Origin of the sequence: Mycobacterium paraseoulense, from assembly GCF_010731655.1 — a bacterium.
GTDB lineage: Bacteria > Actinomycetota > Actinomycetes > Mycobacteriales > Mycobacteriaceae > Mycobacterium > Mycobacterium paraseoulense.
In genome coordinates this window covers 995,274-1,017,565 of record NZ_AP022619.1, presented here as the reverse complement: position 1 = coordinate 1,017,565, position 22,292 = coordinate 995,274, and the positions used below count along the sequence as shown (strand labels likewise).

The 22,292-nt window shown below is 67.0% G+C and carries 27 protein-coding genes; 10 read left to right on the top strand and 17 right to left on the bottom strand.

Features of this window, described 5'->3' with window-relative positions:
- Positions 1–397: 397 nt before the first annotated feature.
- Genes G6N51_RS04430 through G6N51_RS04420 form a run of 3 tightly spaced genes read left to right on the top strand, consistent with a single transcriptional unit; the run spans position 398 to position 3,478 of the window.
- Positions 398–1,663, top strand: a complete 1,266-nt coding sequence (locus G6N51_RS04430) for a glycosyltransferase family 4 protein (RefSeq protein ID WP_083170676.1) — start codon at positions 398–400, stop codon at positions 1,661–1,663.
- On the top strand, positions 1,657–2,415 hold the full coding sequence (locus G6N51_RS04425; protein ID WP_083170673.1) for a class I SAM-dependent methyltransferase: 759 nt from the start codon (positions 1,657–1,659) through the stop codon (positions 2,413–2,415). Before G6N51_RS04430 ends, G6N51_RS04425 begins: the two co-directional genes overlap by 7 nt.
- Positions 2,402–3,478, top strand: a complete 1,077-nt coding sequence (locus G6N51_RS04420) for a prenyltransferase (RefSeq protein WP_083170670.1) — start codon at positions 2,402–2,404, stop codon at positions 3,476–3,478. The genes G6N51_RS04425 and G6N51_RS04420 overlap by 14 nt, the downstream gene beginning before the upstream one ends.
- 6 nt (positions 3,479–3,484) lie before the next feature.
- Here G6N51_RS04420 and G6N51_RS04415 read toward each other — a convergent pair whose 3' ends face one another.
- Entirely contained in the window at positions 3,485–4,147 is a 663-nt protein-coding gene (locus G6N51_RS04415) for a class I SAM-dependent methyltransferase (protein ID WP_083170667.1), read from the bottom strand.
- 101 nt (positions 4,148–4,248) lie between these two features.
- Between G6N51_RS04415 and G6N51_RS04410 the strand changes: the two genes are divergently transcribed.
- Positions 4,249–4,920 carry a cutinase family protein gene (locus G6N51_RS04410; RefSeq protein ID WP_083171018.1) on the top strand — a complete coding sequence of 224 codons (672 nt, stop codon included), beginning with the start codon at positions 4,249–4,251 and terminating at the stop codon, positions 4,918–4,920.
- A gap of 47 nt (positions 4,921–4,967) precedes the next feature.
- On the opposite strand, the gene G6N51_RS28765 is transcribed toward G6N51_RS04410, so the two are convergent.
- The gene (locus G6N51_RS28765) at positions 4,968–5,141 is read right to left on the bottom strand and encodes a hypothetical protein (protein WP_167528572.1); all 174 of its coding nucleotides are present in this window, start codon (positions 5,139–5,141) and stop codon (positions 4,968–4,970) included.
- Between the two features lie 839 nt (positions 5,142–5,980).
- On the opposite strand from G6N51_RS28765, the gene G6N51_RS04405 reads away from it, so the two are divergent.
- Positions 5,981–6,811: a glycoside hydrolase family 16 protein gene (locus G6N51_RS04405; RefSeq protein WP_083170664.1), complete on the top strand. Its 831-nt coding sequence runs from the start codon at positions 5,981–5,983 to the stop codon at positions 6,809–6,811.
- Here the strand turns inward: G6N51_RS04405 and G6N51_RS04400 are convergent.
- The 3 genes from G6N51_RS04400 to G6N51_RS04390 form a co-directional block, all read right to left on the bottom strand.
- Positions 6,769–7,632, bottom strand: coding sequence for a TIGR03560 family F420-dependent LLM class oxidoreductase (locus G6N51_RS04400; protein WP_083170661.1), 864 nt, complete (start codon positions 7,630–7,632; stop codon positions 6,769–6,771). The two genes, G6N51_RS04405 and G6N51_RS04400, sit on opposite strands and share 43 nt — an antisense overlap.
- A gap of 173 nt (positions 7,633–7,805) precedes the next feature.
- Complete coding sequence (locus G6N51_RS04395) at positions 7,806–8,651, bottom strand: class I SAM-dependent methyltransferase (RefSeq protein ID WP_083170658.1); 846 nt, start codon at positions 8,649–8,651, stop codon at positions 7,806–7,808.
- A 30-nt stretch (positions 8,652–8,681) separates the two neighbouring features.
- Positions 8,682–9,356 (bottom strand): hypothetical protein, encoded by a 675-nt coding sequence (locus tag G6N51_RS04390; RefSeq protein WP_083170655.1) that lies wholly within the window; start codon positions 9,354–9,356, stop codon positions 8,682–8,684.
- A gap of 52 nt (positions 9,357–9,408) precedes the next feature.
- Between G6N51_RS04390 and G6N51_RS04385 the strand changes: the two genes are divergently transcribed.
- Positions 9,409–10,419: an NADP-dependent oxidoreductase gene (locus tag G6N51_RS04385; RefSeq protein ID WP_083170652.1), complete on the top strand. Its 1,011-nt coding sequence runs from the start codon at positions 9,409–9,411 to the stop codon at positions 10,417–10,419.
- Between the two features lie 3 nt (positions 10,420–10,422).
- On the opposite strand, the gene G6N51_RS04380 is transcribed toward G6N51_RS04385, so the two are convergent.
- Positions 10,423–11,259, bottom strand: a complete 837-nt coding sequence (locus G6N51_RS04380) for a class I SAM-dependent methyltransferase (protein ID WP_083170650.1) — start codon at positions 11,257–11,259, stop codon at positions 10,423–10,425.
- Positions 11,260–11,335: 76 nt separating this feature from the next.
- Complete coding sequence (locus G6N51_RS04375; RefSeq protein WP_083170647.1) at positions 11,336–11,983, bottom strand: SOUL family heme-binding protein; 648 nt, start codon at positions 11,981–11,983, stop codon at positions 11,336–11,338.
- A 312-nt stretch (positions 11,984–12,295) separates the two neighbouring features.
- Here G6N51_RS04375 and G6N51_RS04370 point away from each other — a divergent pair, with 312 nt between their 5' ends.
- Positions 12,296–12,550, top strand: a complete 255-nt coding sequence (locus G6N51_RS04370) for a hypothetical protein (protein WP_083170640.1) — start codon at positions 12,296–12,298, stop codon at positions 12,548–12,550.
- Between the two features lie 67 nt (positions 12,551–12,617).
- Here G6N51_RS04370 and G6N51_RS04365 read toward each other — a convergent pair whose 3' ends face one another.
- The 4 genes from G6N51_RS04365 to G6N51_RS04350 form a co-directional block, all read right to left on the bottom strand.
- Complete coding sequence (locus G6N51_RS04365) at positions 12,618–14,072, bottom strand: aldehyde dehydrogenase family protein (RefSeq protein WP_083170637.1); 1,455 nt, start codon at positions 14,070–14,072, stop codon at positions 12,618–12,620.
- Between the two features lie 157 nt (positions 14,073–14,229).
- Positions 14,230–14,640 (bottom strand): VOC family protein, encoded by a 411-nt coding sequence (locus G6N51_RS04360; RefSeq protein ID WP_083170634.1) that lies wholly within the window; start codon positions 14,638–14,640, stop codon positions 14,230–14,232.
- Between the two features lie 4 nt (positions 14,641–14,644).
- Positions 14,645–15,094: a helix-turn-helix transcriptional regulator gene (locus tag G6N51_RS04355; protein WP_083170631.1), complete on the bottom strand. Its 450-nt coding sequence runs from the start codon at positions 15,092–15,094 to the stop codon at positions 14,645–14,647.
- Between the two features lie 9 nt (positions 15,095–15,103).
- Positions 15,104–16,006 (bottom strand): NAD-dependent epimerase/dehydratase family protein, encoded by a 903-nt coding sequence (locus G6N51_RS04350; protein ID WP_083170628.1) that lies wholly within the window; start codon positions 16,004–16,006, stop codon positions 15,104–15,106.
- Positions 16,007–16,206: 200 nt separating this feature from the next.
- Here G6N51_RS04350 and G6N51_RS29395 point away from each other — a divergent pair, with 200 nt between their 5' ends.
- Complete coding sequence (locus tag G6N51_RS29395; protein WP_083170626.1) at positions 16,207–16,893, top strand: PE family protein; 687 nt, start codon at positions 16,207–16,209, stop codon at positions 16,891–16,893.
- 8 nt (positions 16,894–16,901) lie between these two features.
- Here G6N51_RS29395 and G6N51_RS04340 read toward each other — a convergent pair whose 3' ends face one another.
- Positions 16,902–18,086, bottom strand: a complete 1,185-nt coding sequence (locus tag G6N51_RS04340) for an acyl-CoA dehydrogenase family protein (RefSeq protein WP_083170625.1) — start codon at positions 18,084–18,086, stop codon at positions 16,902–16,904.
- A 149-nt stretch (positions 18,087–18,235) separates the two neighbouring features.
- On the opposite strand from G6N51_RS04340, the gene G6N51_RS04335 reads away from it, so the two are divergent.
- Both G6N51_RS04335 and G6N51_RS04330 read left to right on the top strand, forming a co-directional pair.
- Positions 18,236–18,616 (top strand): NYN domain-containing protein, encoded by a 381-nt coding sequence (locus tag G6N51_RS04335; protein WP_083170624.1) that lies wholly within the window; start codon positions 18,236–18,238, stop codon positions 18,614–18,616.
- Complete coding sequence (locus G6N51_RS04330) at positions 18,613–19,578, top strand: NAD(P)H-dependent flavin oxidoreductase (protein WP_083170623.1); 966 nt, start codon at positions 18,613–18,615, stop codon at positions 19,576–19,578. The genes G6N51_RS04335 and G6N51_RS04330 overlap by 4 nt, the downstream gene beginning before the upstream one ends.
- On the opposite strand, the gene G6N51_RS29390 is transcribed toward G6N51_RS04330, so the two are convergent.
- From G6N51_RS29390 to G6N51_RS04305, 5 genes are all read right to left on the bottom strand, one after another.
- The gene (locus tag G6N51_RS29390; protein WP_264054554.1) at positions 19,559–19,693 is read right to left on the bottom strand and encodes a hypothetical protein; all 135 of its coding nucleotides are present in this window, start codon (positions 19,691–19,693) and stop codon (positions 19,559–19,561) included. The two genes, G6N51_RS04330 and G6N51_RS29390, sit on opposite strands and share 20 nt — an antisense overlap.
- Positions 19,694–19,973: 280 nt before the next feature.
- Positions 19,974–20,639 (bottom strand): CAP domain-containing protein, encoded by a 666-nt coding sequence (locus G6N51_RS04320; protein WP_083170621.1) that lies wholly within the window; start codon positions 20,637–20,639, stop codon positions 19,974–19,976.
- Between the two features lie 10 nt (positions 20,640–20,649).
- Positions 20,650–21,006: a DUF732 domain-containing protein gene (locus G6N51_RS04315; RefSeq protein WP_083170620.1), complete on the bottom strand. Its 357-nt coding sequence runs from the start codon at positions 21,004–21,006 to the stop codon at positions 20,650–20,652.
- A 10-nt stretch (positions 21,007–21,016) separates the two neighbouring features.
- Positions 21,017–21,616, bottom strand: a complete 600-nt coding sequence (locus G6N51_RS04310) for a hypothetical protein (protein WP_232078193.1) — start codon at positions 21,614–21,616, stop codon at positions 21,017–21,019.
- Positions 21,617–21,672: 56 nt separating this feature from the next.
- Positions 21,673–22,284 (bottom strand): mammalian cell entry protein, encoded by a 612-nt coding sequence (locus G6N51_RS04305; protein WP_083171016.1) that lies wholly within the window; start codon positions 22,282–22,284, stop codon positions 21,673–21,675.
- Positions 22,285–22,292: the final 8 nt, after the last annotated feature.

Sequence of the window (22,292 nt, the reverse complement as noted above, 5' to 3'; positions counted from 1 at the left end):
CACCCGCCGCGTTCGCCCGACGCGGCCGCATCCTGCACGGGCGTGATGCTAACAAACTGCGAAGAAGCGGTGCTCGGCCGCCACGAACCGGGCTGTGGGGCGCGGGCGGCGGGTGCCCATCCGGAGCCGGCTATAGGTGCTGATACCCCGTTCGACGCGGGACGGGGCTGAACGGTTCGAACCCATTCGGCGCCGGGTGGCATGATCTTTGCGTGCCGGATTTCCGTGAGACCGCTTACCCGGGAACCGGTGGCGTCGGGGCTCGTTGCGCTCGATTAGGTGGTCGAACTATAGTCTGGACACATGTCCAGTTTGCTGTCACGGAGTTCGGGAGCCCGTTGACCGCGATGGATTCGGCGCTTTTCCGCGGTCATTCACCAGCACAGAAGAGTTGAGTATGCGAATTGCCCTGCTGTCCTACCGTAGTAAGACCCATTGCGGCGGACAGGGCGTCTACGTGCGCCATCTCAGCCACGGACTGGCGGAACTCGGTCATGACGTAGAGGTGTTCTCGGGCCAGCCCTATCCCGACCTGCTCGACCCGAGGGTGCGGCTGACCAAAGTGCCAAGCCTCGATCTCTACCGCGAACCCGACCCCTTCCGCGTGCCGCGGCCCAGCGAGATCCGCGATTCCATCGATCTGCTCGAACTGCTCACCACCTGGACCGCGGGCTTTCCGGAGCCGCGGACGTTCACCATGCGGGCCGCCCGCCTCTTGGCGGGCCGGGCGGCCGATTTCGACGTCGTGCACGACAACCAGAGCCTGGGCACCGGCCTGCTCCGGATTGCCGGCGCCGGGCTGCCGGTGGTGGCGACCGTGCATCATCCCATCACTCGCGACCGCGTGCTCGATCTGGCCGCCGCGCGGTGGTGGCGAAAACCTTTGGTGCAACGCTGGTATGGGTTCCTGGCGATGCAGCAGCAGGTGGCGCGCCAGATCCCGGACCTGCTGACGGTTTCGTCGTCGTCGGCCGCCGATATCGTGAGCGACTTCGGTGTTTCTCCGGAGCAGCTGCACGTGGTGCCGCTGGGCGTGAAGACCGAGCTGTTCAAGCCGGGGTCGCGGCCCCGGCATCCCGGGCGTGTCATCGCGATCGCCAGCGCGGATACCCCGCTCAAGGGCGTGCGCACCCTGCTGCAGGCGGTCGCGCGACTTCGCACAAGCAGGGATCTCGAGCTGCGGCTCGTGGCGAAGGTGGAACCCAACGGCCCGACCCACAAGCTCATCGCCGAGCTCGGAATCTCCGACATCGTCCACATCACCAGCGGACTTTCCGACGCCGAATTGGCCGCGTTGTTCGCGTCGGCCGAGGTCGCCTGCATTCCCTCGCTCTACGAAGGGTTTTCGCTGCCGGCTGTGGAGGCCATGGCCAGCGGCACGCCCATCGTGGCCAGCCGGGTGGGTGCGCTTCCCGAAGTCCTCGGGACGGACGGCTCGTGCGCAGAGCTGGTACCGCCCGCCGACGTCGACGCGCTTACCCGCGCGCTTGGCGACCTGCTGGACTCGCCGGAGAAGCGACGGAATCTGGGCAGGGCGGGAAGAACCCGCGCGGTCAACGTGTTCAGCTGGGAAGCCGTGGCCGCTCAGACCGTGCGGATCTATGAGCGGGCGATCGCACGCAACGCCGCCTCGGCCGGCTCTGAAGGCGAAGCCCAATGCTGACGGTCGATTTCGACCGGCTACCGGTCGGTCCGGCCGCCAAGGTCATCGACGTCGGGTGTGGGGCCGGCCGGCACGCATTCGAAGCGTATCGGCGCGGTGCCGACGTGATCGCATTCGACCGCGATGCGGACGAATTGCGTTCGGTGGACACCATTCTGCGCGCGATGGCCGACGGCGGTGAGGCGCCCGCGGGTGCGTCGGCAAAGGTGGTGCTCGGCGATGCGCTGAAATTGCCGTACGCCGATGAGACGTTCGACTGCGTGATCGCGTCCGAAATCCTGGAGCACATACCGCACGACGACGCCGCCATCGCCGAACTGATCAGGGTGCTCAAGGTCGGCGGCACCCTGGCGGTCAGCGTGCCACGCTGGCTTCCCGAACGGGTGTGCTGGCTACTGTCGGACGAATACCACAGCAATGAGGGTGGCCACGTACGCATCTACCGTGCCAGCCAATTGCGCGCCAAGATCCTCGATGGCGGAATGCAATTTACGCACGCCCACCACGCGCACGCGTTGCATTCCCCCTTCTGGTGGCTGAAATGCGCTGTGGGCGTATCTAACCCGGATCACCGTGCCGTGTCGGCATACCACAAACTCCTGGTGTGGGACCTGATGCAGCGACCGAAGATAACGCAGCTGGCGGAATCGCTGCTCAATCCGCTGGTGGGCAAGAGCGTCGCGATGTATTTCGTCAAACAGCCGGAGGCGGAAAGCCCCGCAACGGTGGGATATTCAGTTGCGTCGGGCTAACCCACCATCGGTCGCGGGCATCCTCAGCCCCGAGCAATGCCACCAAACCGCGCTGTCAATCGCTGCCATCCAGGAGTCATCAGGAGCCATCCCCTGGTCCGAGGGCGGCCACACCGATCCCTGGGATCACGTGGAGTGCGCGATGGCGCTCACCGCCGCCGGGCTGCTGGAACCGGCGCGCGCAGCCTTCGATTGGAGCCGTCGCACCCAGCGGCCCGACGGCTCCTGGCCCATCCAGCTGCGCGCCGGGGTCGTCGAAGACGTCAACAGCGACAGTAACTTCTGTGCGTACATCGCCACCGGTGTCTGGCACCACGTGCTCGTGACCGGCGACCGGCGCTTCGCCACCCGGATGTGGCCGGTCGTGTGCAAGGCCATCGACTTCGTCATCGACTTGCAGGTTGGCTATGGCGAGATCTGTTGGGCCCGAAGCGAAGCCGGTCCGTTAGAGGAAGCGCTACTCACCGGCTGTGCGAGCGTGTTCCACAGCATCCGGTGCGCCCTGGCTCTCGCCGCCATGGTGGGCGAGCCGCAGCCGGAGTGGGAACTGGCGCTGGGCCGCCTCGGGCACGCGATAGCCGTGCACCCCGATGCCTTCACCGAGAAGGACCGCTACTCGATGGACTGGTACTACCCCATCCTCGGTAGCGCGCTGCGCGGGCCTCAGGCGACCGTGCGGATCAGGCAGCGCTGGGACGACTTCGTGGTCGGAGGTCTCGGCATTCGCTGCGTGGTCGACAGACCCTGGGTAACCGGCGCCGAGACATGCGAATTGGTGATGGCGCTGGACGCCATCGGCCAGCGGCAGGCCGCCCATCAACAGTTCGGCGCGATGCAGCATCTGCGTGAACAGGACGGCTCCTACTGGACGGGGGTGGTGTTCGCGGACGGGAAAAGGTGGCCCGAGGAGCGCACCACGTGGACGGCGGCGGCGATGATCCTCGCCGCGGACGCGCTGTCGAACACCACGGCGGGCGCCGGCATCTTCCGCGCTGACGGATTGCCCATGGGCTTGCAGACTGACTTCGACTGCGAATGCGTCGCCGCCGGCCCCGGGCGCTGACCTGAGCTAGATCGCCTCGCCCGGCTCACCGCTGACGCGTTCGAGCACGCGCAGCGATCCGGTGGCCGAGACCTCCCGAAACTGGCCGGAATCGATTGCACGACAGTAGATGTAGTAGGGGGGGCGTCCGCCGTCCTTGGGGTCCGGGAACACGTCGTGGATGGCGAGCGCGCCACCGGCGGCCACCCACTTCGCCCAGCCGTCGAAGTCCCGGTTGGCGGCGGCCTCACTGTGGCCGCCGTCGATGAACAAGAACCGCAGCGGCGACCGCCAACCGGAGGCCACGACCGGCGACTTGCCCACGACGGCAACGACGTGGTCGTCCAGCCCCGCGGCATCGAGCGTGCGCCGGAAGGTCGGCAGCGTGTCGAACAGTCCCGTGACCTCGTCGACCAGCGAGGCGTCGTGGTACTCCCAGCCGGCCTGGTGCTCCTCGGAGCCGTGGTGGTGGTCGATCGTGTAGAGCACGGCGCCCGTCTGCTGGGCCGCGGCTCCGAGCAACAGCGTGGATTTGCCGCAGTAGGTGCCGATCTCGACCCCGACGCCGCCGTCGAGATAGCGCAGCGCGGCGTCGTGGAGGGCGCGCCCCTCGTCGGCGGGCAGGAAACCGCGCACCTGCTCGGCCAGGGCGAACAGGCGCTCGGTTGATCTGACGTCGGAGTGACTCACATCCCGAACCTATCGGTCACCGGCGTCACGCCGGCAGGGTGGTCTGCGCCGGCCGGCAACATTGGCCAGCGGTCGTGTCGCGATCGCTCTACGATCGTGCTGTGCTCGTCCGCAGACTCGGTGACGTCGGCCTGGCGGCGGTTCTGACCGCGGCCGCGCTGGCCTTGCCCGCTGTGCTGCCGCCGTCCGCCATTCCCAATGCCGCCGCGGCGAACTGCCCGCCGGTGCAGGTGGTGTTCGCCCGCGGCCGCATGGAATCGCCGGGCGTGGGAGCGCTGGGCAACGCGTTCATCAGTTCGCTGCGGTCCAAGGTCAATAAAAACATCGGCGTGTATGCGGTGAACTACCCCGCCGACACCGAGGTCGCCCAGGGCGCCAACGACATGAGCCACCACGTCCAGGACATGATCACCAATTGTCCCAGTACCCGACTGGTGCTGGGCGGCTACTCGCTCGGCGCGGCGGTGACCGACGTGGTGCTCGCCGCGCCCATCGGTGCGTTCGGCTTCGACAGTCCTTTGCCGCCGGGCGCCGACCAGCACATCGCGGCGGTCGCCTTGTTCGGCAACGGCAGCCAGTGGGTCGGCCCGATCACGAACTTCAGCCCGATCTACAACGACCGGACCATCGAGTTGTGCCACGGCGCCGACCCCATCTGCAACCCGGCCGACCCGAACACCTGGAAAGCCAACTGGCCGCAGCACCTCGCCGGTGCCTACATCGATGCCGGGATGGCCAACCAGGCCGCCGACTTCGTCGCCGGCAAGCTCTGACCGGTCCGGCCTGAGCGCGGTGCCCACCGGCGCGAGGGCGAATACGCTTACGCTTCAACGGGTTCGACGGCCAGCCGTCCTCGCATGCGCAGACCAACGTAGCCGAGCGCCACGCCGGCGCCGATCTCGCCGACGGCGGTCAGCCAGAAGAACCATGTCCCGTTGATCCGGGGTCCAGACGTGAAGCTGTCCTGCAAGCTTGGCAGGAACGTCGGGAACACGTGCGCGTAGCCGAACAGCGCGGCGCCGGCGAAACCGGCGGCGATCGCGCCAGGGAGCCCGCGGATGGTCGCGCAACACGAGTACGGGTGCGAGTATCACGATGATCCCCTGAATCGTGCCACCGACCATGATCGACGGCGGCGATGCCGACATCCCGCGGCGAAAATGATCATCGCCGCGGGATGCGGGCGGTGTGCACTCCCCCGAAAATGCGTTGCCGGACATCGCGTCCCCAATCAGGCTTCTACTACCCACGGTAGTAGAAGCCGGGATCGATGGAAACGCCCGATCGCAATTCGGAAGACGATTCCGCGCCGGCTTAGCGCAGCCGGATCACCAAGAGGCCAAGTTTTGCGGGTAATTCGCGCGGAATGATCAGGCTGGTGTGTTGGTGCTCGAGTACAGCTTGAAGTCGCGGATGAGCGGTATGACCTCGCCGCCGGGAACCGCCGCGCTGCGGGCTGCGCGGAATGCGGGATGACGGCGCATCGCCTCACCGCGTTCACGCTCGTGACGCCGAGCCGCGGCCCATGACGGATGGGACTGAAGGAAAATAACCGTCGCTCCCGTTGTATCAGCCACGATCGTCAACTCCTCTCAGCGCAACCCGCTATTAAAACGACCAGTGATTATCGGCTTGTGATCTCAGAATGCCCGGCCGATCCTGAGACCAAACCATCCATGAAGTTGAGAATTAGCCATGAATTTCCATTAATCCGTCAACCACCGTCGCGCCGCCGTCCGTGCAGGCCCGTCGGCAATCCGAAACGTTAGCGGCGGCCACCGACACATTTCGGTTTCGGCTGCGTACGGCGGGGGCTGCTATGGTCCCTTGCGTATGGCCAAGATTGATCGCCGCCGCCTGATGTTGACGACCGGGATCGGCGTGCTGGCAGCCGCGCTGCCTGCGCCGCAAGCCCGGGCCCAGCCGGCAGACCGCACACCCGTTCCTGCCGCGCCCAGCGGCCAGACCGGCAGCTACATCTTCCAGGATGACTTCACCGGACCCGCCGGCTCGGCCCCCGACGCCTCGAAGTGGACGGTGGCGAAGGCCCGCGAGACGATCAAGGACCCCACGTATTGGGAGCAGCCCGAGCACATCGGGCAGTACCGCGACGACCGGCGCAACGTCTTCCTCGACGGCAACTCCAACCTCGTGCTGCGCGCCGCCAAGGATGGACCCACCTACTACAGCGGCAAGGTGCAAAGCCTCTGGCGCGGCGGCGTCGGCCATACCTGGGAAGCCCGTATCAAACTCGACTGCCTGACCGCGGGCGCGTGGCCGGCCTACTGGCTCGGCAATGACGACCAGGGCGAGATCGACGTCATGGAGTGGTACGGCAACGGCAGTTGGCCTTCGGCGACCACCGTCCACGCGAAAGCCAACGGCGGCGAATGGAAGACCCACAACATCGCGATGGACGGCGGGTGGCACACCTGGCGCACCCAGTGGGACGAGGCCGGCATCCGGTTCTGGAAGGACTACGCCGACGGCGCCCAGCCCTACTTCGATGTACCGGCGAGCTCGCTGCCTGATTGGCCGTTCAATGCGCCGGGCTACACCGTTTATCCGGTGTTCAACCTGGCGGTGGCCGGTTCGGGCGGCGGTGATCCCGGGCCGGGCACCTACCCCGCTAACATGCTCGTCGACTGGATACGGGTCTGGTAGTCCAGCGCCCGGCAGCGTTCGAGGAGACCCGCCGTCGGCGCCTCGCGGAAGGCCAGCACCATGTGCTGGCAGCCGAGTCGCTCGAATTCGGGTAACAACGCCAGCTGTTCATCCACCTGGCCCGGTTCGGCCGGATGCAGTGACACCTGCGCGGAACGCTCGATCTCGCTCGGGTCCCGGCCCACGACGGAGCACGCGTCGGAAAGCCTGCCGTTGATTTCCGCCCACCTCTGGGGCCCCTCGTGCCCGGGCATGTTCCACATGTCGGCGTGGCGCGCGACGACGCTCAACATCTTCGGCTCGGTGCCGCCGATCATGATCGGTGGGTGTGGCCTCTGCAGCGGCTTGGGTTCGCACAGCGCGTCTTGGAGGGTGAAAAACCTGCCGGCGAAGGTCACCGATTCCTCGGTCCAGAGCCGACGGATCACGGTCAGCGCCTCGTCAACCATCGCGACGCGGGTGCCGGGGCTGGGAAACTCGATCCCATAGCCGCGATGCTCGTCCTCATGCCAACCGGCCCCGATCCCGAAGTCGAGCCGCCCGCCGGAAACGTGGTCGACGGTGACCGCCATCTTGGCGAGGATCGCCGGGTTCCGGTACGTCACGCCGGCTACCAGGCAGCCGATGCGCGCCTGTCGAGTCACCACCGCCATGGCGGCGAGCGTGGTCCAGCCCTCAAAGGTCGGGTCGGTGTGTTCCATCGGCCCGTAAAAATGGTCGTAATCCCACACCGCTTCGAAACCAAGACGATCGGCGAGGCGCCACAACTGCTCGAGTTCGGGATATTTGAAACCCTGGTCGAATTTGACCGTGATGCGCATGCGGCGATATTAAGACCGGCACCGCGCTTCCGCAGCGCAAATAGCCAGATCCCCGAATCGTCGGGCGACCGTAAGATGCCGGACCCGCCGCATTAACATTTTGGCGCACCATGTCGGCTGAACGCCGATGTAATCTGTTGTGCGCGCTACTAATCGGGCTACTGATGCGCGGCTCAACGGGTGAGGAGGGTCACCGCGCTCCACGCCCTTCCGCCCGGGTGACGCGGATCCGGCTGGGGTAGCCAGGCCAGCGGGCGCATCCACAACGGCAGGCGGTGAAACCGGTGGGCGGCCATATACAGCGCCTCCACGTGGACGGTGCGCCAGCCCAGGCCTTCGAAATATGCCAACCCGTTTTCGGGCGCGAACTTAAACGGTGCGTTTTGCAACATGCCGGCCATTTTCTTGTTCATCATCTTCTTCAGGCCGGGCCCGGCGAAGTCGAGCATCCACCACGAGATTTCGGGCCGCGTGAGCGCCGCTGACAGCGACTCGACGTCCGTTTCCTCCAGATACATCAACAGGCCCTCGGTCAGCACCAGCGCATTGGTGGCGCCGCGCAGCGCCTCGTCGAGGAACGCGCCGCGGGCCGCGGGGTCGGCCAGATCGACGGCGATGCGGGTCAGCCGGCACCGCGGCACCTCGTCGGCGAGCAGCTGCGTCTTCTCGGCGAGCAACTTCGGCAGATCCGCCTCCACCCAGGTCAGATCGGCCGGCAGCGCCAGCCGATAGGGCCGGGTGTCCAGACCGGCGGCAAGATTCAGCACCCGGTCGCAGCCGCCTGCGATCGCTTCCGCGATGGTGTCGTCGATGATTTTGGTCCGCGCGACGAGCCACCAGCCGTTGCGCGTCGACCGCGGGACGGCCGCGACGATCTCGCGGCCGTGTTCGCCGGCCAGGCGTTCTGCGAGCGGGTCGTTGAACAGAGCATCGGGCCGGGCCGATTCGGTTGCCCGGTGCAGCGCGGTCCACCGGGCGGTATCGGAGACATGGGTGATCGTGTGATCGGGGCTTGACATACCTTGCGTTATAGCAGCGCTGTCGCCGCTTTACTGACCGGCCTTGCCGCCCGCGAACCAGGCGCTGGTCACCGCGCGGGTCTGGGGCGGCGGGAAGGCGGTGCCGGGTGTGCCGAGTTGACCGACCTTGACCGTCCACACCGCCGAGGAGCGGTCGACGCAACTCCCCGCGCCCTGGCTGGGCAGCCATAGCACCGCCAGGTGCGCGCCGGTGCCGCTGCAGCTGTAGGCGCCCTCGTACCCGTCGGTGCGTGCTCCCCACGCACCCCCGTTGCGCAGCAGGCAATGGGTGCCGTCGTCGAGGGTCAGTGCGAACGGGTCCGGGGTGGCGGTCGGCTGCACGGGCGGGAGCGGACGGTCGTAGCTCACCCGGTGCAGACGCTGCTGCCACGGATCGTCCACGCACAGCATCGATCCGGGCGTCGACGGCCAGCAGGTGCCGGCGCCGGCCACGCTGGGCGAGCAATAGTAGACGTCCTCGGCGACGGCCGACGGCGACGGAGTGCTGCAGTCGCTGACGGCGTAGACGTTGCCCTCGGGGGGCGTCTCCTTGTAGCCGTTGATCGGTTGGCCGCTGGGCCCGACGGCCACGACGGTGATCTGCTGTGTGGGTGGCGGGTCTGCGGCGGCCGACCCGGGCAGCGACAGGGCCGCCATCGTCAGAACGGCGACGGGAACTACGACGATTTGCGACACCACGTTCATCGAGGACAACCTTCCGCTCGGCGGCCCCCTGACTGAAGGGTACGGTGCGCTAATGACCGGACGAAACCGTCGTTTCCTGCTTCGCGAACGTCCCACCGGCCGTATCGGCCCCGGCACTTTCGAATTGACCGAAGAGGCGATCCCCGACCTCGGCGACGGCGAGGCGCTGGTGCGCGTCGACTGGATCTCGCTGGACCCGACGAACCGCATGTGGATCAACGACACCCCGACCTACCTGCCTCCGGTAGGGATCGGCGAGGTCATGCGCGCCGCAGCGCTCGGCGAGGTGGTCGCGTCCAAGAGTTCCACCTACGCCGTCGGACAGCGGGTGCAGGGCCTCCTCGGCTGGCAGGAGTACGCGGTCGTCTCGGACACGTCGCTCATCAATCCGGTCGACGTCGCGCAGGGCATCTCGCCGAGCGCCTACCTGGGCGCGCTGGGGATGACGGGACTCACCGCGTGGATCGGGATCCGCGATATCGGCAAGCCGCAGCCCGGCGAGACGGTCGTCGTTTCCGCGGCGGCCGGCGCGGTCGGCTCGGTGGCCGGCCAACTCGCCAAGGCGGCCGGTGCGCGTGTCGTCGGGATCGCCGGGGGGCCCGAGAAGTGCTCGCTGCTCACCGACCGGTTGGGCTTCGATGCCGTCGTCGACCACCGTGCCGACGACTGGGCCGCCCAGCTGGCGGCGGCAACACCCGACGGCATCGACGTCGACTTCGAGAACGTGGGCGGGGAGATCATGGACGCGATCTTCGCCCGCCTCAACATCGGCGCCCGCGTCGCGCTGTGCGGTTTGATCTCCGGGTATAACGCGGAAGACCCGCCGCCGGGTCCGCGGGCGTTCGGGAATCTGCTCATCCAGCGCGCCACCGTGCAGGGCTTCATCGTCCTCGACCACTTCGGGCGCGCCCCGGAAGCGCTCGGCGAGATCGCCGGCCTGATCGAGGCGGGAAAGCTCACGCCGCTCGAGACCGTGGTCGAGGGGTTCGATCAGCTGCCCACGGCGATCAACATGCTGTTCGACGGCAAGAACGTCGGCAAGCTGGTGGTCAAGGTCGGCTGACGCTCAGCCGAATTCGAGCAGGGCGTAGACGCCGCGATACGGCTTCACCGGTGGGAAGCGCCAGAACGCGGGGTAGAGCGTTCCGAAGAACATGCCCCGGCCCGGCGGCATCGGGACATCGTGGAAGGCGCGGACGCCGGGCATCGTCTGCGGTAACTTCGCCAGTTGACGCGCCGAGAGGCTGAACGGCATCGGCGGCACCCGGTAGCGCTTGGACGAACGCAACCCCTTCCGTGCAATCCTTTTGACGAGGGTCGGCGGGAGGTCGAAGAACATCTGACCGCCGGGAAAGCTCTTGGCACACCGGGCGATCAGTCCCAGCGCCGCGTCGGGCTGCAGATACATCAACAGGCCTTCGGCGGAGACGAACACGCCGTTGCGGGCGTCGACCTTGTCGATCCACGTGTAGTCGAGGGCGGATTGTGCGAGATGGGTGATGCGCGCGGAACGCGGGAGTAGGCGCTGCCGAAGTTCGACGACGGGAGGCAAATCCACTGAGACCCACCTGAATTGCGGCTCGGCCAGTGAGCGGTCCAGCCGCCAGAAGGACGTTTGCAAGCCTTCCCCGAGCGCGACGACGGTCGCCGCCGGGTGGGTGGTGAGGTAGGCGCCGGCGCATCGGTCGACGGCCAGCGAGCGCAGCGCCATCTCCTGACCCCTGCGGCCGAACTTGTCGAAGTCGAAGTCGATGGCGTCGACGAGCTTGATGGCCATGGGGTCGTCGATGATCGGGTCGGGCTGCGCGGCCTGGTGTGCCCTTCCGTAAAGCGTCAGCAGCGCCGTTTCCGATACGCCGGTCAGCAGCCCGGCGTCCACTTTGCGATCTTCCTGATGAGTCATCTCCGCGACACGGTACCGGCACCCGACCCGGTGAGCCGCGCACGCGACCGTGGACCGATCCGCCGCCCCATCTGGGCTACTCCGGTGTGGTCGCCGGATCGATGGGAATCGCGATCTCATTGCGACGCCGCATCGGCAATGTCCAGGGCGGATCGTAGAACCAGGCTTCGGGGTCTCCGGCTGGCTGAATCCCCTTGTTCCGCAAGATGTCCAAGAGCTCGCGGGTGCGAGAGGCGACCGCCTTGGGGCTGCGGTCACCGCTGAACCGCAGCACCGCGACCGTCGCCGGCGGCACGGTGACGAGGCGGACGCGGTCATCGTCGGGGGCGGGCAGGGTGTCCATCGTCCACTTCGAGGGCATGAAAAACCTGATCGTCCAGCCGGTCTCGGCGCCGGCGGACTGAACGACGGGCGCGGTCATCGCGATCTGTTCGCCGCCCCGGCTCGACTGCTGGCCGACGGGTGCCGTCATCGAGATCGATTGATCGCGCCGATTGCCGCCGAATATGTAGCCCGCCAATCGTCGGAACCCGGCGTCACGAGCGCGGTTTTCGTCAGCGTCGACCGTCGTCTCGGCGGCGATCCGCGGACCGTAGCGGCGGATCTCGACTGTGGCGGTCAGTGGCTGGCGCGTGAACTTCGGTTCCTCGGTACCGATCCGGATGCCGCCAACCGCCAACACCGATTCGGCCACCTGCTCGGCGAGCTTGAGCGGATTGATCATCGGGACCGTTCCTTCCTCGATTCAAATGGCGGACGACGCCCAGCGTCGCCAACCCACGCCCCGGCGGATACCCGGTGAGGGGCTACGCCACGCCGCGGTGTGGTGTCCACCTGAATTGATCCACCCGCGCGGGTGGTCCGCAAGTGAGGTCGTTCCCCAACGGCGGTGTCGCCCGACTCTCGCCTTATCGCGCGAATCAGGGGCACCGCGTGCCGTCGGGTGGGCTGTTTGGGATCGGTAGCGGGTTCGCGCGGCTGTACTTGGCCCAACGACGACGCCAACCCGGCGGCGCCCCACGAAAGGAAGTCAGAAATGAAGATCGTCCCGGCCGGCATCGAAGAGCAGATCAATCGGGTGGACCGGCAGCGCAGCCTCTACATCGGCCTCAGCACCGGCGCCGTGGCGCTGTGGAGCGCCTTCCGCCTGTTCTGGGCCCTCTACATCGGGATGACATTCGGCTGGTTCCTGGGTTCGATGGTCTTCCAGCTGGTGCTGTGGGGCGTGATCGGTGCCGTCTCGGGGGTCGCGGCCGTCGGGTTCCTGACTCGGTACGCCAAGGGATCGTGAACGCGACCGTGAGCTGACGAAAGCCCCGAACCCTGATGGTTCGGGGCTTTCCCGCGTCGGTGGTAACTCAGAGCTGGGCCCAGACCGACTTCGTCTTCAAGTAGATGTCGATGCCCTCGCGACCGAACTCGTGTCCCCAGCCGGACTGCTTGTGACCGCCGAAGGGCACGTCGTGGTCGAACACCAACTGGCAGTTCACCTGGACGCTGCCCGCTTGCAGCCGCTTGACGATCCGGTGGGCGCGGCCAACGTTCTCGGTCCAGGCGGTGGCGGCCAGGCCGTAGGTGGTGTCGTTGGCCATGGCCACCGCTTCGTCTTCGTCGTCGAACGGCAGGACGGTCACCACCGGCCCGAAGATCTCCTGTTGGTAGAGCCGCATGCCGGGGTCGACGTTGGTCAGCACGGTCGGGTGGACGAAGTAGCCCTTGCGGTCGAGCCGGTGGCCGCCGGTGACGACCTCGACGCCGTCGCGTTTGCCCTCGTCGATGAAGCCCATGACGCGGGTCAGCTGCTTCTGGCTGATCAATGGGCCGCTGACGCAGCCCTCCTCGCTCGGGGCGCCCAACTTGAAGGTATTCGCCATCATCGCGATGCCTTCGACGACCCGGTCGTAGACGCCGCGCTGCGCGAAGATCCGCGATCCGCACACGCACCCCTGCCCGGAGTGCACGAAGATGCCCAACGACGCCATCAGGATGGCCTTGTCCAGGTCGGCGTCGTCGAAGATCAGCACCGGCGACTTCCCGCCGAGTTCGAGCGTGACCTTCTTCAGGTTGCCGGCCGACGCCCGCACGATCTCCTTACCGACCTCGGTCGACCCGGTGAAGGCGACCTTCTCGACGCCGGGATGCGCGGTGATCGCCGCGCCCGCGGTGTGGCCGTAACCGGTCAGCAGGTTGACCACGCCCTCGGGCACACCCGCTTCGTGGACCAGCCTGTTCAGCAAGAGCGCCGACAAGGGTGTTTCCTCGGCGGGCTTGACGAGCATGCTGCAGCCGGCGGCCAGCGCGGGTGCCAGCTTCGCGCTGGCGTTGAAGATCGGGCCGTTCCACGGGAAGATCAGCCCCACCACGCCATAAGGCTCCTTCAGCGTGTAGGCGTGCATGTCGACGAAGGCGTCCGTCGCGATGCCGTCGGTCTTCACGTCGTATGCGACGCCGTTGATCTTGGAACACCAACCGGCGTAGTAGCGGAAGAACTCCGAGCAGGTGGACATCTGCAACCTTGCCTGCAGCAACGGCATGCCGGTGTTGAGCGAATCGAGCTGAGCGAAGTCCTCGGCGTGTTCGTCGATCAAGTCCGCTATGCGCCAGATGATCTTGGCGCGTTCGCGGCCCGGGAGTTGGGACCAGACGCCCGACTCGAAGGCATCCCTGGCCCGCCCGACGGCATCGTCGACCGCGGCTTCCCCACAGTCGGTGAATTCGGTGATCATCTCCTCCGTGGCGGGGTCGATGACCGCGATGACGTCCCCAGTCCCCGGGCGCTTGCGGATGTCATCCAATACCGTCTGCAGCGTCATCTGATCCCTCCCGTATGGCGGGCCATCCGGCCGCCGCTGAAATGCTGAGCACTTGCTTAGCATTGTGGGCGCGGCGCGGTCAAGGGCCGCATTCACGGATGAGTCCGCGGTAGGGTGCCGCGAAACGGGCAACTGCCCTACCGATGCCCGGCGGCGGTTAGCGCAATTCTTGAATGCGGACCAGGTTGCCCGCCGGATCGCGGACGGCACAGTCACGCAGTCCGTAAGGCTGGTCCGTCGGCTCCTGGACGATGTCGGCGTCGCCGGTCTGCAGCTGCTCGAAGGTGCGATCGAGGTCCTTGGTCGCCAAGAGCAAGGTGGCGTAGCTGCCCTTGGCCATCATTTCGGCGATGGTGCGCCGCTCGTCTTCGGTGATGCCCGGGTTCGCGGCCGCCGGGCTCAGGACGATCGACGTGTCGGGCTGGCTCGGGGGGCCGACGGTGATCCAGCGCATCTTGCCCTTCCCGACATCGAGGCGGACTTCGAAGCCGAGGGTGTCGCGATAGAACGCGAGCGAGGATTCCGGGTCGTCGTGCGGCAGGAAGCTCGAGTGAATCGTGATGTCCATGGCGTCAGGCTAAATGCGGCCCGGTGACCGCTGCTTCTCGATTCCTGATCGGTTTGGTGACCTGTTTGGCCACGCACGGCGGCATGCCGGCCAGCGCACCCGCCCCCCGGCGCCGGTACGTGCTCGGCGGCACGCCGACCAGTTCGGTGAAACGAGTGCTGAAGGTGCCCAGCGAGGAGCAACCGACGGCGAAACACACCTCGGTGACGCTGAGGTCACCGCGCCGCAGCAGCGCCATCGCTCGCTCGATGCGCCGCGTCATCAGATAGGAGTAGGGCGACTCGCCGTACGCCCGGCGGAACTCGCGGCTGAGGTGGCCGGCGGACAGGTGCACGTCACGGGCGAGCGCCTCCACGTCCAGCGGCCGCGCGTACTCCCGGTCGATGCGGTCGCGGACGCGGCGGAGCAGCGCGAGGATTCGCAGCCGCTGCGCATCGTCGGGTCCCCCGCGCACCGGTAATTCCTACGCGCCGACCAACTCTGGATGAAACTTGGCGGCCATGCGCCGCAACCCGTCGCGCCAGTCCACCGTCGTGCCACCGATGAGCTCATGCATCCGCGCGCAGTCGGTGGGATTGCCGCGCAGCGCTTGAGCGCTCACCTCGAAGACCGGCTCCTTGCCCACCAATGAACCGAGGTAGCCACACCACTCCTGGATGCTGACCGTTTGGTCGCCGCACCAGTTGACCGTGGTCGCCGGTACCGCGGCCACCTCCAGCAACTTCGGGATGGTCGCGATGATGTCGTCCTCGTGAATCGGGTTGTAGCGGGCGGGTTCCCCGGGCGGGACGGGGATCGGGATGCCCGCGAGCATCATCTCCATGTGGTAGAAGGGCCACCCCCCGTTGTCGCCATAAGGGACGTTGAGCCGGGCGATGGTGGTGGGCACTCCGAGGGCCCGCGCCATCGACCGCGCAACGACTTCCCCGGCGATCTTGGAGATGGAGTACGTGGGAAACAGCGGCTTGTGGTTGTCGCCCAGGGCGGCGTCCTCGGCTCGGGGGTCATCGCCGGGTGGGTCATAGACGGCGGCCGAAGAGCAATGCAGGAACGCCCTGGCGCCGCGGCAGTGCGCCATGAGCAGGCCCACCGACTCCGCATTGGCCGCGAGGTCCTTGTCCCAGTGCCCGCTCTTGGCCACCGCGAGGTTGAGGACGTACTCGAAATCGTTTGGCAGCTCGCTGAAGTCGCCGGCCGCCAGGTTGACCGTCTGGCAGTGGACGCCCACCTTCTCCAGACCTTCCCGCGCGGCCGGATCGGTGAAGCGGGCGATGCCCCACACCTCGTTGTCGGCCGCGAGTGCCCGCGCAATGGGGGTTGCCAGTTGACCGGTCGGGCCGGTGATCAGGATCTTTGAGCCGCGCATGGGCTGATAGTAGGCGACGATCGCAGGAGGCCGACAATTTCGGGCTTTTGCGCCGTGCGCTCGAGCCCGAGACGACGGCCGGGTGGGGCCCGGCTGAAAGTGTGGGCAGCACACCGCCGGCGCCCTTAGACTTGATTCATCGTCCGGCGCAGCTGGTCTCGACGTACCGGCGCTCATCGCTCGCACAGGAGCACACGCACATGGAACCGCTGTCACATGACCCGGCCGCCGGCGTCATCGGGGTGCAGGTGGTGGACCTCGCCACCCGGGGTCTGGCCTCCGGCGCGGCCGCGGCCGGCCCGGTGACCGCGCTGGCTCCCGCCGGCGCGGACGAGGTCTCGATGCAGGCGGTGGCCGCATTTGCCGCGGAGGGCGCGGCGATGCTGGCCCTCAACACCGCGGCTCAGGCAGAGGTCGCCCGGACGGGCGCCGCGCTGACCGACATCGCCCGGATGTACGCCCAGGTCGACAGCGAGACGGCCGGCTCGTTGCACTCGGCCGGCGGCCGAATCGCCGGCCAGACTTTCGTCGGACCGGCGGGCGGAAGCGGACTGATGTCCGCGGGGCCGCCGCTCGGCGCGGGCGGCCCGGCTCCCTGGGACACGTCACCGGTCACCCCAGGCCCGGTCGCCAGCCCGGCGCCGACCGTGCCGACCACCTCGCCGGCGGTCCCGAGCGCTGGCCCCGCGATGCCCGCCGCCGGCACCGTCGCGTCGACATTGCTGGGCGCCGGCGCCGCCCCCCTGAGCTCGCTCGGCTCGATCGCCCAGGGCGCATCGGCCGGAAGCACCGCCGGACCCGGCCTGGCCTCGTCGCTCACGGGCAACCAGGACGAAGGCCAGCGCGACGAGCTGGGCGACCAACAGCCGGGCGAACGCCTGGTGTAGTCAGCGAGTCACAGCCCCGGCTGGTCATCGATGATGCCGAGCCAGATCTGCGCGACGTCGATGGCGACCTTCTCACTGATGAAGGCGTGCTGCGTCCCGGTGTAGATGTCGCGGAAAGCGCGCTCTAGGCGGCTGCCCTCCCGGATCGAGCTGGTGCCGGCGACCAGGTGTGCCCACTCCGCGCAGCCTCGGGCCGTATCGGTCGCGTAGACGGCCGCCACCCGCATGTCCGCGCGCAGGGCAGGTGTCAGCTCCTCCCCCGACGCGACCGCGGCCTCGGCGGTGGTGAACGCGTCGATCACCAGCAGACGGGCGGCTCGCCAGGCCGCGCGGTGGTGCGCCAGGCCCTTCTGGAAGGTGGGGCGGCTGGCCAGCGACGCCATGTCACTCATCCGGAACTTCGTCGCCGCAAGCTCCTGGACGTCGTCGAGCATGCTTTTGGCGACGCCGAGTGCCCACGACGCGTGGCCGGCGGCGGTGACCGGCATCAGCCCCATCCGGGTGGCCGGCGACATCCCGCGATGCGGCTGGCGCGCGAACAGCTCGAAGGTGCGGCTCGCCGGCACGAACACCTCCTGGGCGCTGTAGTCGTAGGACCCGGTTCCCTTGAGCCCCTGCACAAACCAGCCGTCGTTGAAGCTGATCTGGTCGCGGGGAATCACCGCGACCAGCATCTCGGGGAAGCCCTCACTGATCCAGCGCATCTCGCCGTTGTCCATGGGCAGGAACCCGGCCGCGACGTACTGCGAGTGCCCGGTGCCCGAGCCGAAGTTCCAGGACCCGCTCACCAGGTAGCCGCCATCGACGGCGGATCCCTGACCGTTGGGGAAGAATTGGCCGCCCATCGTGACGCGGTTGTCGTGCGCAGTGAACACCTCGGCGAAGCCCTCGTCGGGTAGATACGCGGCCGCGGCGAACGAGGACGGCAGGTTGGCGATCCCGATCCAACCGAAAGAGCCGTCTTGCCATGCCATTTCGATCCAGGTCTCGATCATTTGAGCGAACGACGGTTCCATGCCGCCGGCCGCGACCGGGTTGAAGGCGGACATCAGCCCGGTCGCCCACATCTCCTCGACGATCGCGGGAGTGAGGGTGCGCATCCGCTCGGATTCGGCGGCCTCGGCCTGCACCAGTTCGCGCATTCCGCGGGCCAGCGAGACCACCCGGTCATCGGTGTCGGCAATCGACGTCATTCACCTGTCCCATCGTTGCGACGGCATCAGCGGGAAACTGATATCGGTGACCGTACCAACCGCTTAACGTGGAACAGGATGAAATCGCGCGCCGTGCAATGCCGGGCCCGTTCGCGTCCCGGCGAAATCCTCGCCCTACGGTAGGGGTTGTGCGGTGGATCGTGGACGGCATGAACGTGATCGGCAGCCGCCCGGACGGTTGGTGGAAGGACCGCGGCCGCGCCATGGTCGCGTTGGCCGACCGCCTCGACCGATGGGCCGCCGGGCATGGAGACCCCGTGACGGTCGTCTTTGAGCGGCCGCCGTCGACCGCCATTGCCGCCTCGGTCATCGAGATCGGTTATGCGCCCAGGGCGGCCGCAAACTCGGCCGACGACGAGATCGTCCGGCGCGTCGAAGCCGACCCCCGACCGCACGAGATCCGGGTGGTGACGTCGGACAAAGGGCTCAGTGACCGCGTGGTGCGTCTGGGCGCCTCGGTCCACCCCGCCGCCGGATTTCGCGACCTCATCGATCCGCAGGACGCATGACCGCGCGCCCCACACCGAACCGCGTCTGCGGACTCGCCGGGATCGACGTCCCGATCATTCAGGCGCCCATGACCTACATCGCCGGTGCCCAGCTGGCCGCGGCCGTGTCCAACGCGGGCGGGCTGGGCATCATCGAGACCACGTCCGAGCAGGGCCGGGCCGATCTGCGACGCGTGCGTGACCTCACCGACCGTCCGGTGGGCGCGAACATCGCGCTGATCATGAACCGCGACCCGGCCACCGTGGATCTGCTGGCAGCCAACGACATCCGCTTCGTCACCACCTCGGCCGGCGATCCCGCGTTGTTCACCCACCGGCTCCACGACGCCGGCATCACCGTGTTTCATGTGGTGGGGACCCTCGCCGCGGCCCGCAAGGCCGTCGACGCCGGGGTGGACGGACTCATCGTGGAAGGCGTCGAGGGCGGCGGCTTCAAGAATCGGTTCGGCGCGTCGACCATGGTGGTGCTACCGCTGGTGGCGGCGCAAATCGACGTTCCGATCGTGGCCGCCGGAGGGATCTGCGACGCGCGGTCGATGGCGGCCGCTTTCGTTCTCGGCGCCGAAGGCGTGCAGATGGGCACGCGGCTGCTGGCATCGGCGGAATCCCCGGTGCACGACAACCTCAAGCGGGCGGTCATCGCGGCCGACGAAACGTCCACCGTCCTACTCCCCCTCGACGGCCACCGCATGATGCGCGTCATCCGGACGGCCGCCGCCGAAAGGCTGGACGAGGAAACGTCTTTCGGCGGCGGCACCGCCGCGCTGCAACGGGTGCAGCGGCTGTATTTCGAGGGTGACATGGACGCCAGCGTCGCCAACACCGGGCAGGTGGCCGGGCGGATCGAAGACATCGCGCCCGCCGCCGACATCATCACGCGGATGTGGGCGGGGTGCCGCGAGGTGCTGGCGGGCGCGGCGGATCGCCTGGGGCCGCCCGGGCCTACCTGGGGCGGCTCTTGACGTCGAAGACGACCTGTTCGCCCTCGACTTTGGTGATGCGCATGTTGGCGGTGTAATGCTTGCCCTCCGGCCCGGTGAAGGGACAGTCGAACTGCCCTCCGACTTTGGCTTCCACCCCGGATGGACAGCGCGCATCGGATGAAAGCCGGTCTTCCCGGACACGACGTCGACGACCGATTGCGCCGCCCCGCCGGGTTTGATGGTCGTTGAGGGACTGCAGCCGATTCACTGCAGCGCTAGCAACCCGACGAATACACCCGCCGCGACGCGAATGGCGGTCAGCCGGGTCGCACAGCGCTGCGCCCGGATGATGCCTGTCACATGCGTGCCTCCTCGGGTGCCGGTCACGCTACCGTGCCAGGCATCGGTTTGCCGCCGCATCGACGACGACATACCTATTGTGGCGGCATGGCGGGCGGGGGGTATACGCCCCGCAGGATCCACGGTAGCCAGTTGATGCCGAATTCGACCTCATCGCTGGCGTCGTAGTCGGGGCTTGGATCCAGTGGCACATTCTCTTGCAACACAACCGGAGACGGAAGTCCTGATTCCGGACCCATAGGTCTGGCTGGCGTCGGTCTCGAGGGCTGTCCATAAACGGCCACCACGACGGTGCGATCCGGGGTGTTCTCGGACCAAACCCCGATCTGGCTGTTCGCGCAATTGGACATGATCGCGAAATACGCGGGGTTGTAGTACCACTGGTTGATCAACTCGATGCCGCTGATCGCCACCGCAGGATTGGTCGCCACAGTTTCGGCCACAGCGCCACGGTAGCCCGCCGCATTCGCGCGGTCTTGCGGCATAGAACCATCAGATCCGATGTCCCCGTTGAGGGTTCGGTTGTTCAATAGGTCGACGGCGTGCTGCTGGGCGGCCAGTTGTAGCTGCGGGTTGATCTTGACGTCGTTGGTGCAGCCCGCTTGGTGCTGAACGGTGAAGACGTTTCCGACCACACTGTCGTTGAGCCGCTTGTTGTCGGCGTACGCGGCCTGCGTACCCGCTACGGCAGCGGATGCCACGGCGAACAATGCGGGCAGGGTCAGCGTATGGTGTTTCATGTCGATCTCCTTAGTGGGCCGCGGAGTTTCGCAACTGCCAGATCAGCGCAGGACATAATTCGTTGACCGCCTGGCTTATCAGGTATGAGGCTTGATATTCATCGCCCGTGTTGAAGTCCGTTTTCACCTCGCTCACGACCTGCGCGTAGGTGCGGCCCTGAGACACCTTGTCGCAGACGCCATGTCCGTAGCCCAGGGCGGCGTCAGCATTGGCAAAGTGGTAGCCCGGACGCATCGTCACGTTCACTAGGTAGGCCACCTCGTCAGCGCGTGCGTGTGGCGTCACCGATGGCGCGAGCAACAGAACACCCGCCAAAACCGCAGCTGCGACTGGTTTTTCGAGTGCGCGCGGTCGCCACCGTTCCATTGCGGACAACTCAGACCGGATCGAATTGGGATATCAGCCAGCGCCCATCGACCCTCTCGAGGGTGACCCGAACGCTTGATGACGTGTTGGTCGGTGCGTCGTGGCCAACGATGATGGTCTGATTCACGAACAGCAGGACGACGGCGTGGTCGGTGGCTGCCGATACCGACGCTGCGCCCGGGACGGTGGCTACGGCCGAGATCTGCTTTTGCTGTGCGCCGGGGATCACAACGTCGTGGGTCAGTTTTGTGTAGGCGTTCAGGAACGTGCCGGTCAATCGCCCTCGCGCGGTCTCAAGATCCTTCTGCACGGTGTCGGGCCGGTACGACAGCAGTGCGACGGTGCCGTCTGTGGCAGCCTGCACGGATTCCGTACGGGCGACCGTGGCGCCGCGGATGGAGGCGTCCCACCACTTCACAAAGGCTGCAGCAGATGCCAGCGACAACGCCAGTGCGGGCAGCAATCCGTAAGCGATCACCCGTGACCAGCCAACGCCACGCCAGGGTCTGGTAGAGCTCCCACGCGGTTCTGGCGTGTCGACCTCGGCGGCCGCTGCGATCTGATCTTCGATTCGCTCGGCTCCGCCGGATTGCGTTGCCTCCAAGGCCATTTCCAGTTCCTCGCTCGTTTCATCGTACTCGCCCCTCCGTGGCGACGCGGCCGCACTCACTGCACGAATCCGACGTTGGAGATCTTGACCTGGTCGCCGACCTTCTGGACCGTGATTCGCATCCGCCACACCCGCGGAACCGGGTCGGCCTCGCCGGCATTCGTGGTTTGCACCGACACAGCTACCAGCGCCTGGGCGGTGTCGGCGGTCTGCGATTCCAAGCCCGCCTCGGTGACGGTGCCGACTGTGGTGGCCTTTGCTTGCTGAAGCACTTCAATGAACGGTTGTGACCGCTTGGAGAAGTCGTTGTAGAACTCGCCTGTTGCGCTGTCCAGGATGCGACGCACATCAGCATCGGCATGCCGCCAGTCGATGGTGGTCAGGTTCAGGGCGCCCTGCCTGGCCACGTGGAGCAATTGACTCCGCTGGTTCTGCGCCTGCTGTGACTGGTAAGCACGAAATCCTAACCAGCACAATACTATCGTCAACGCTAGGGTGACGACCAGGCCGAACAACGTTGCCGGGCACACCGCCGGTTTGCGTTTTTTCATCCGAGTTTTCGGCGCGCTATCCGGTTCGGCCGCCGCGATTCCGGAGACATCGTCCTCGAGGTCGGCATCGGGCAGGTCGACCTCCGCCGCCGGTTCAGACTCAGTTGTGACCGACATACCGTCCT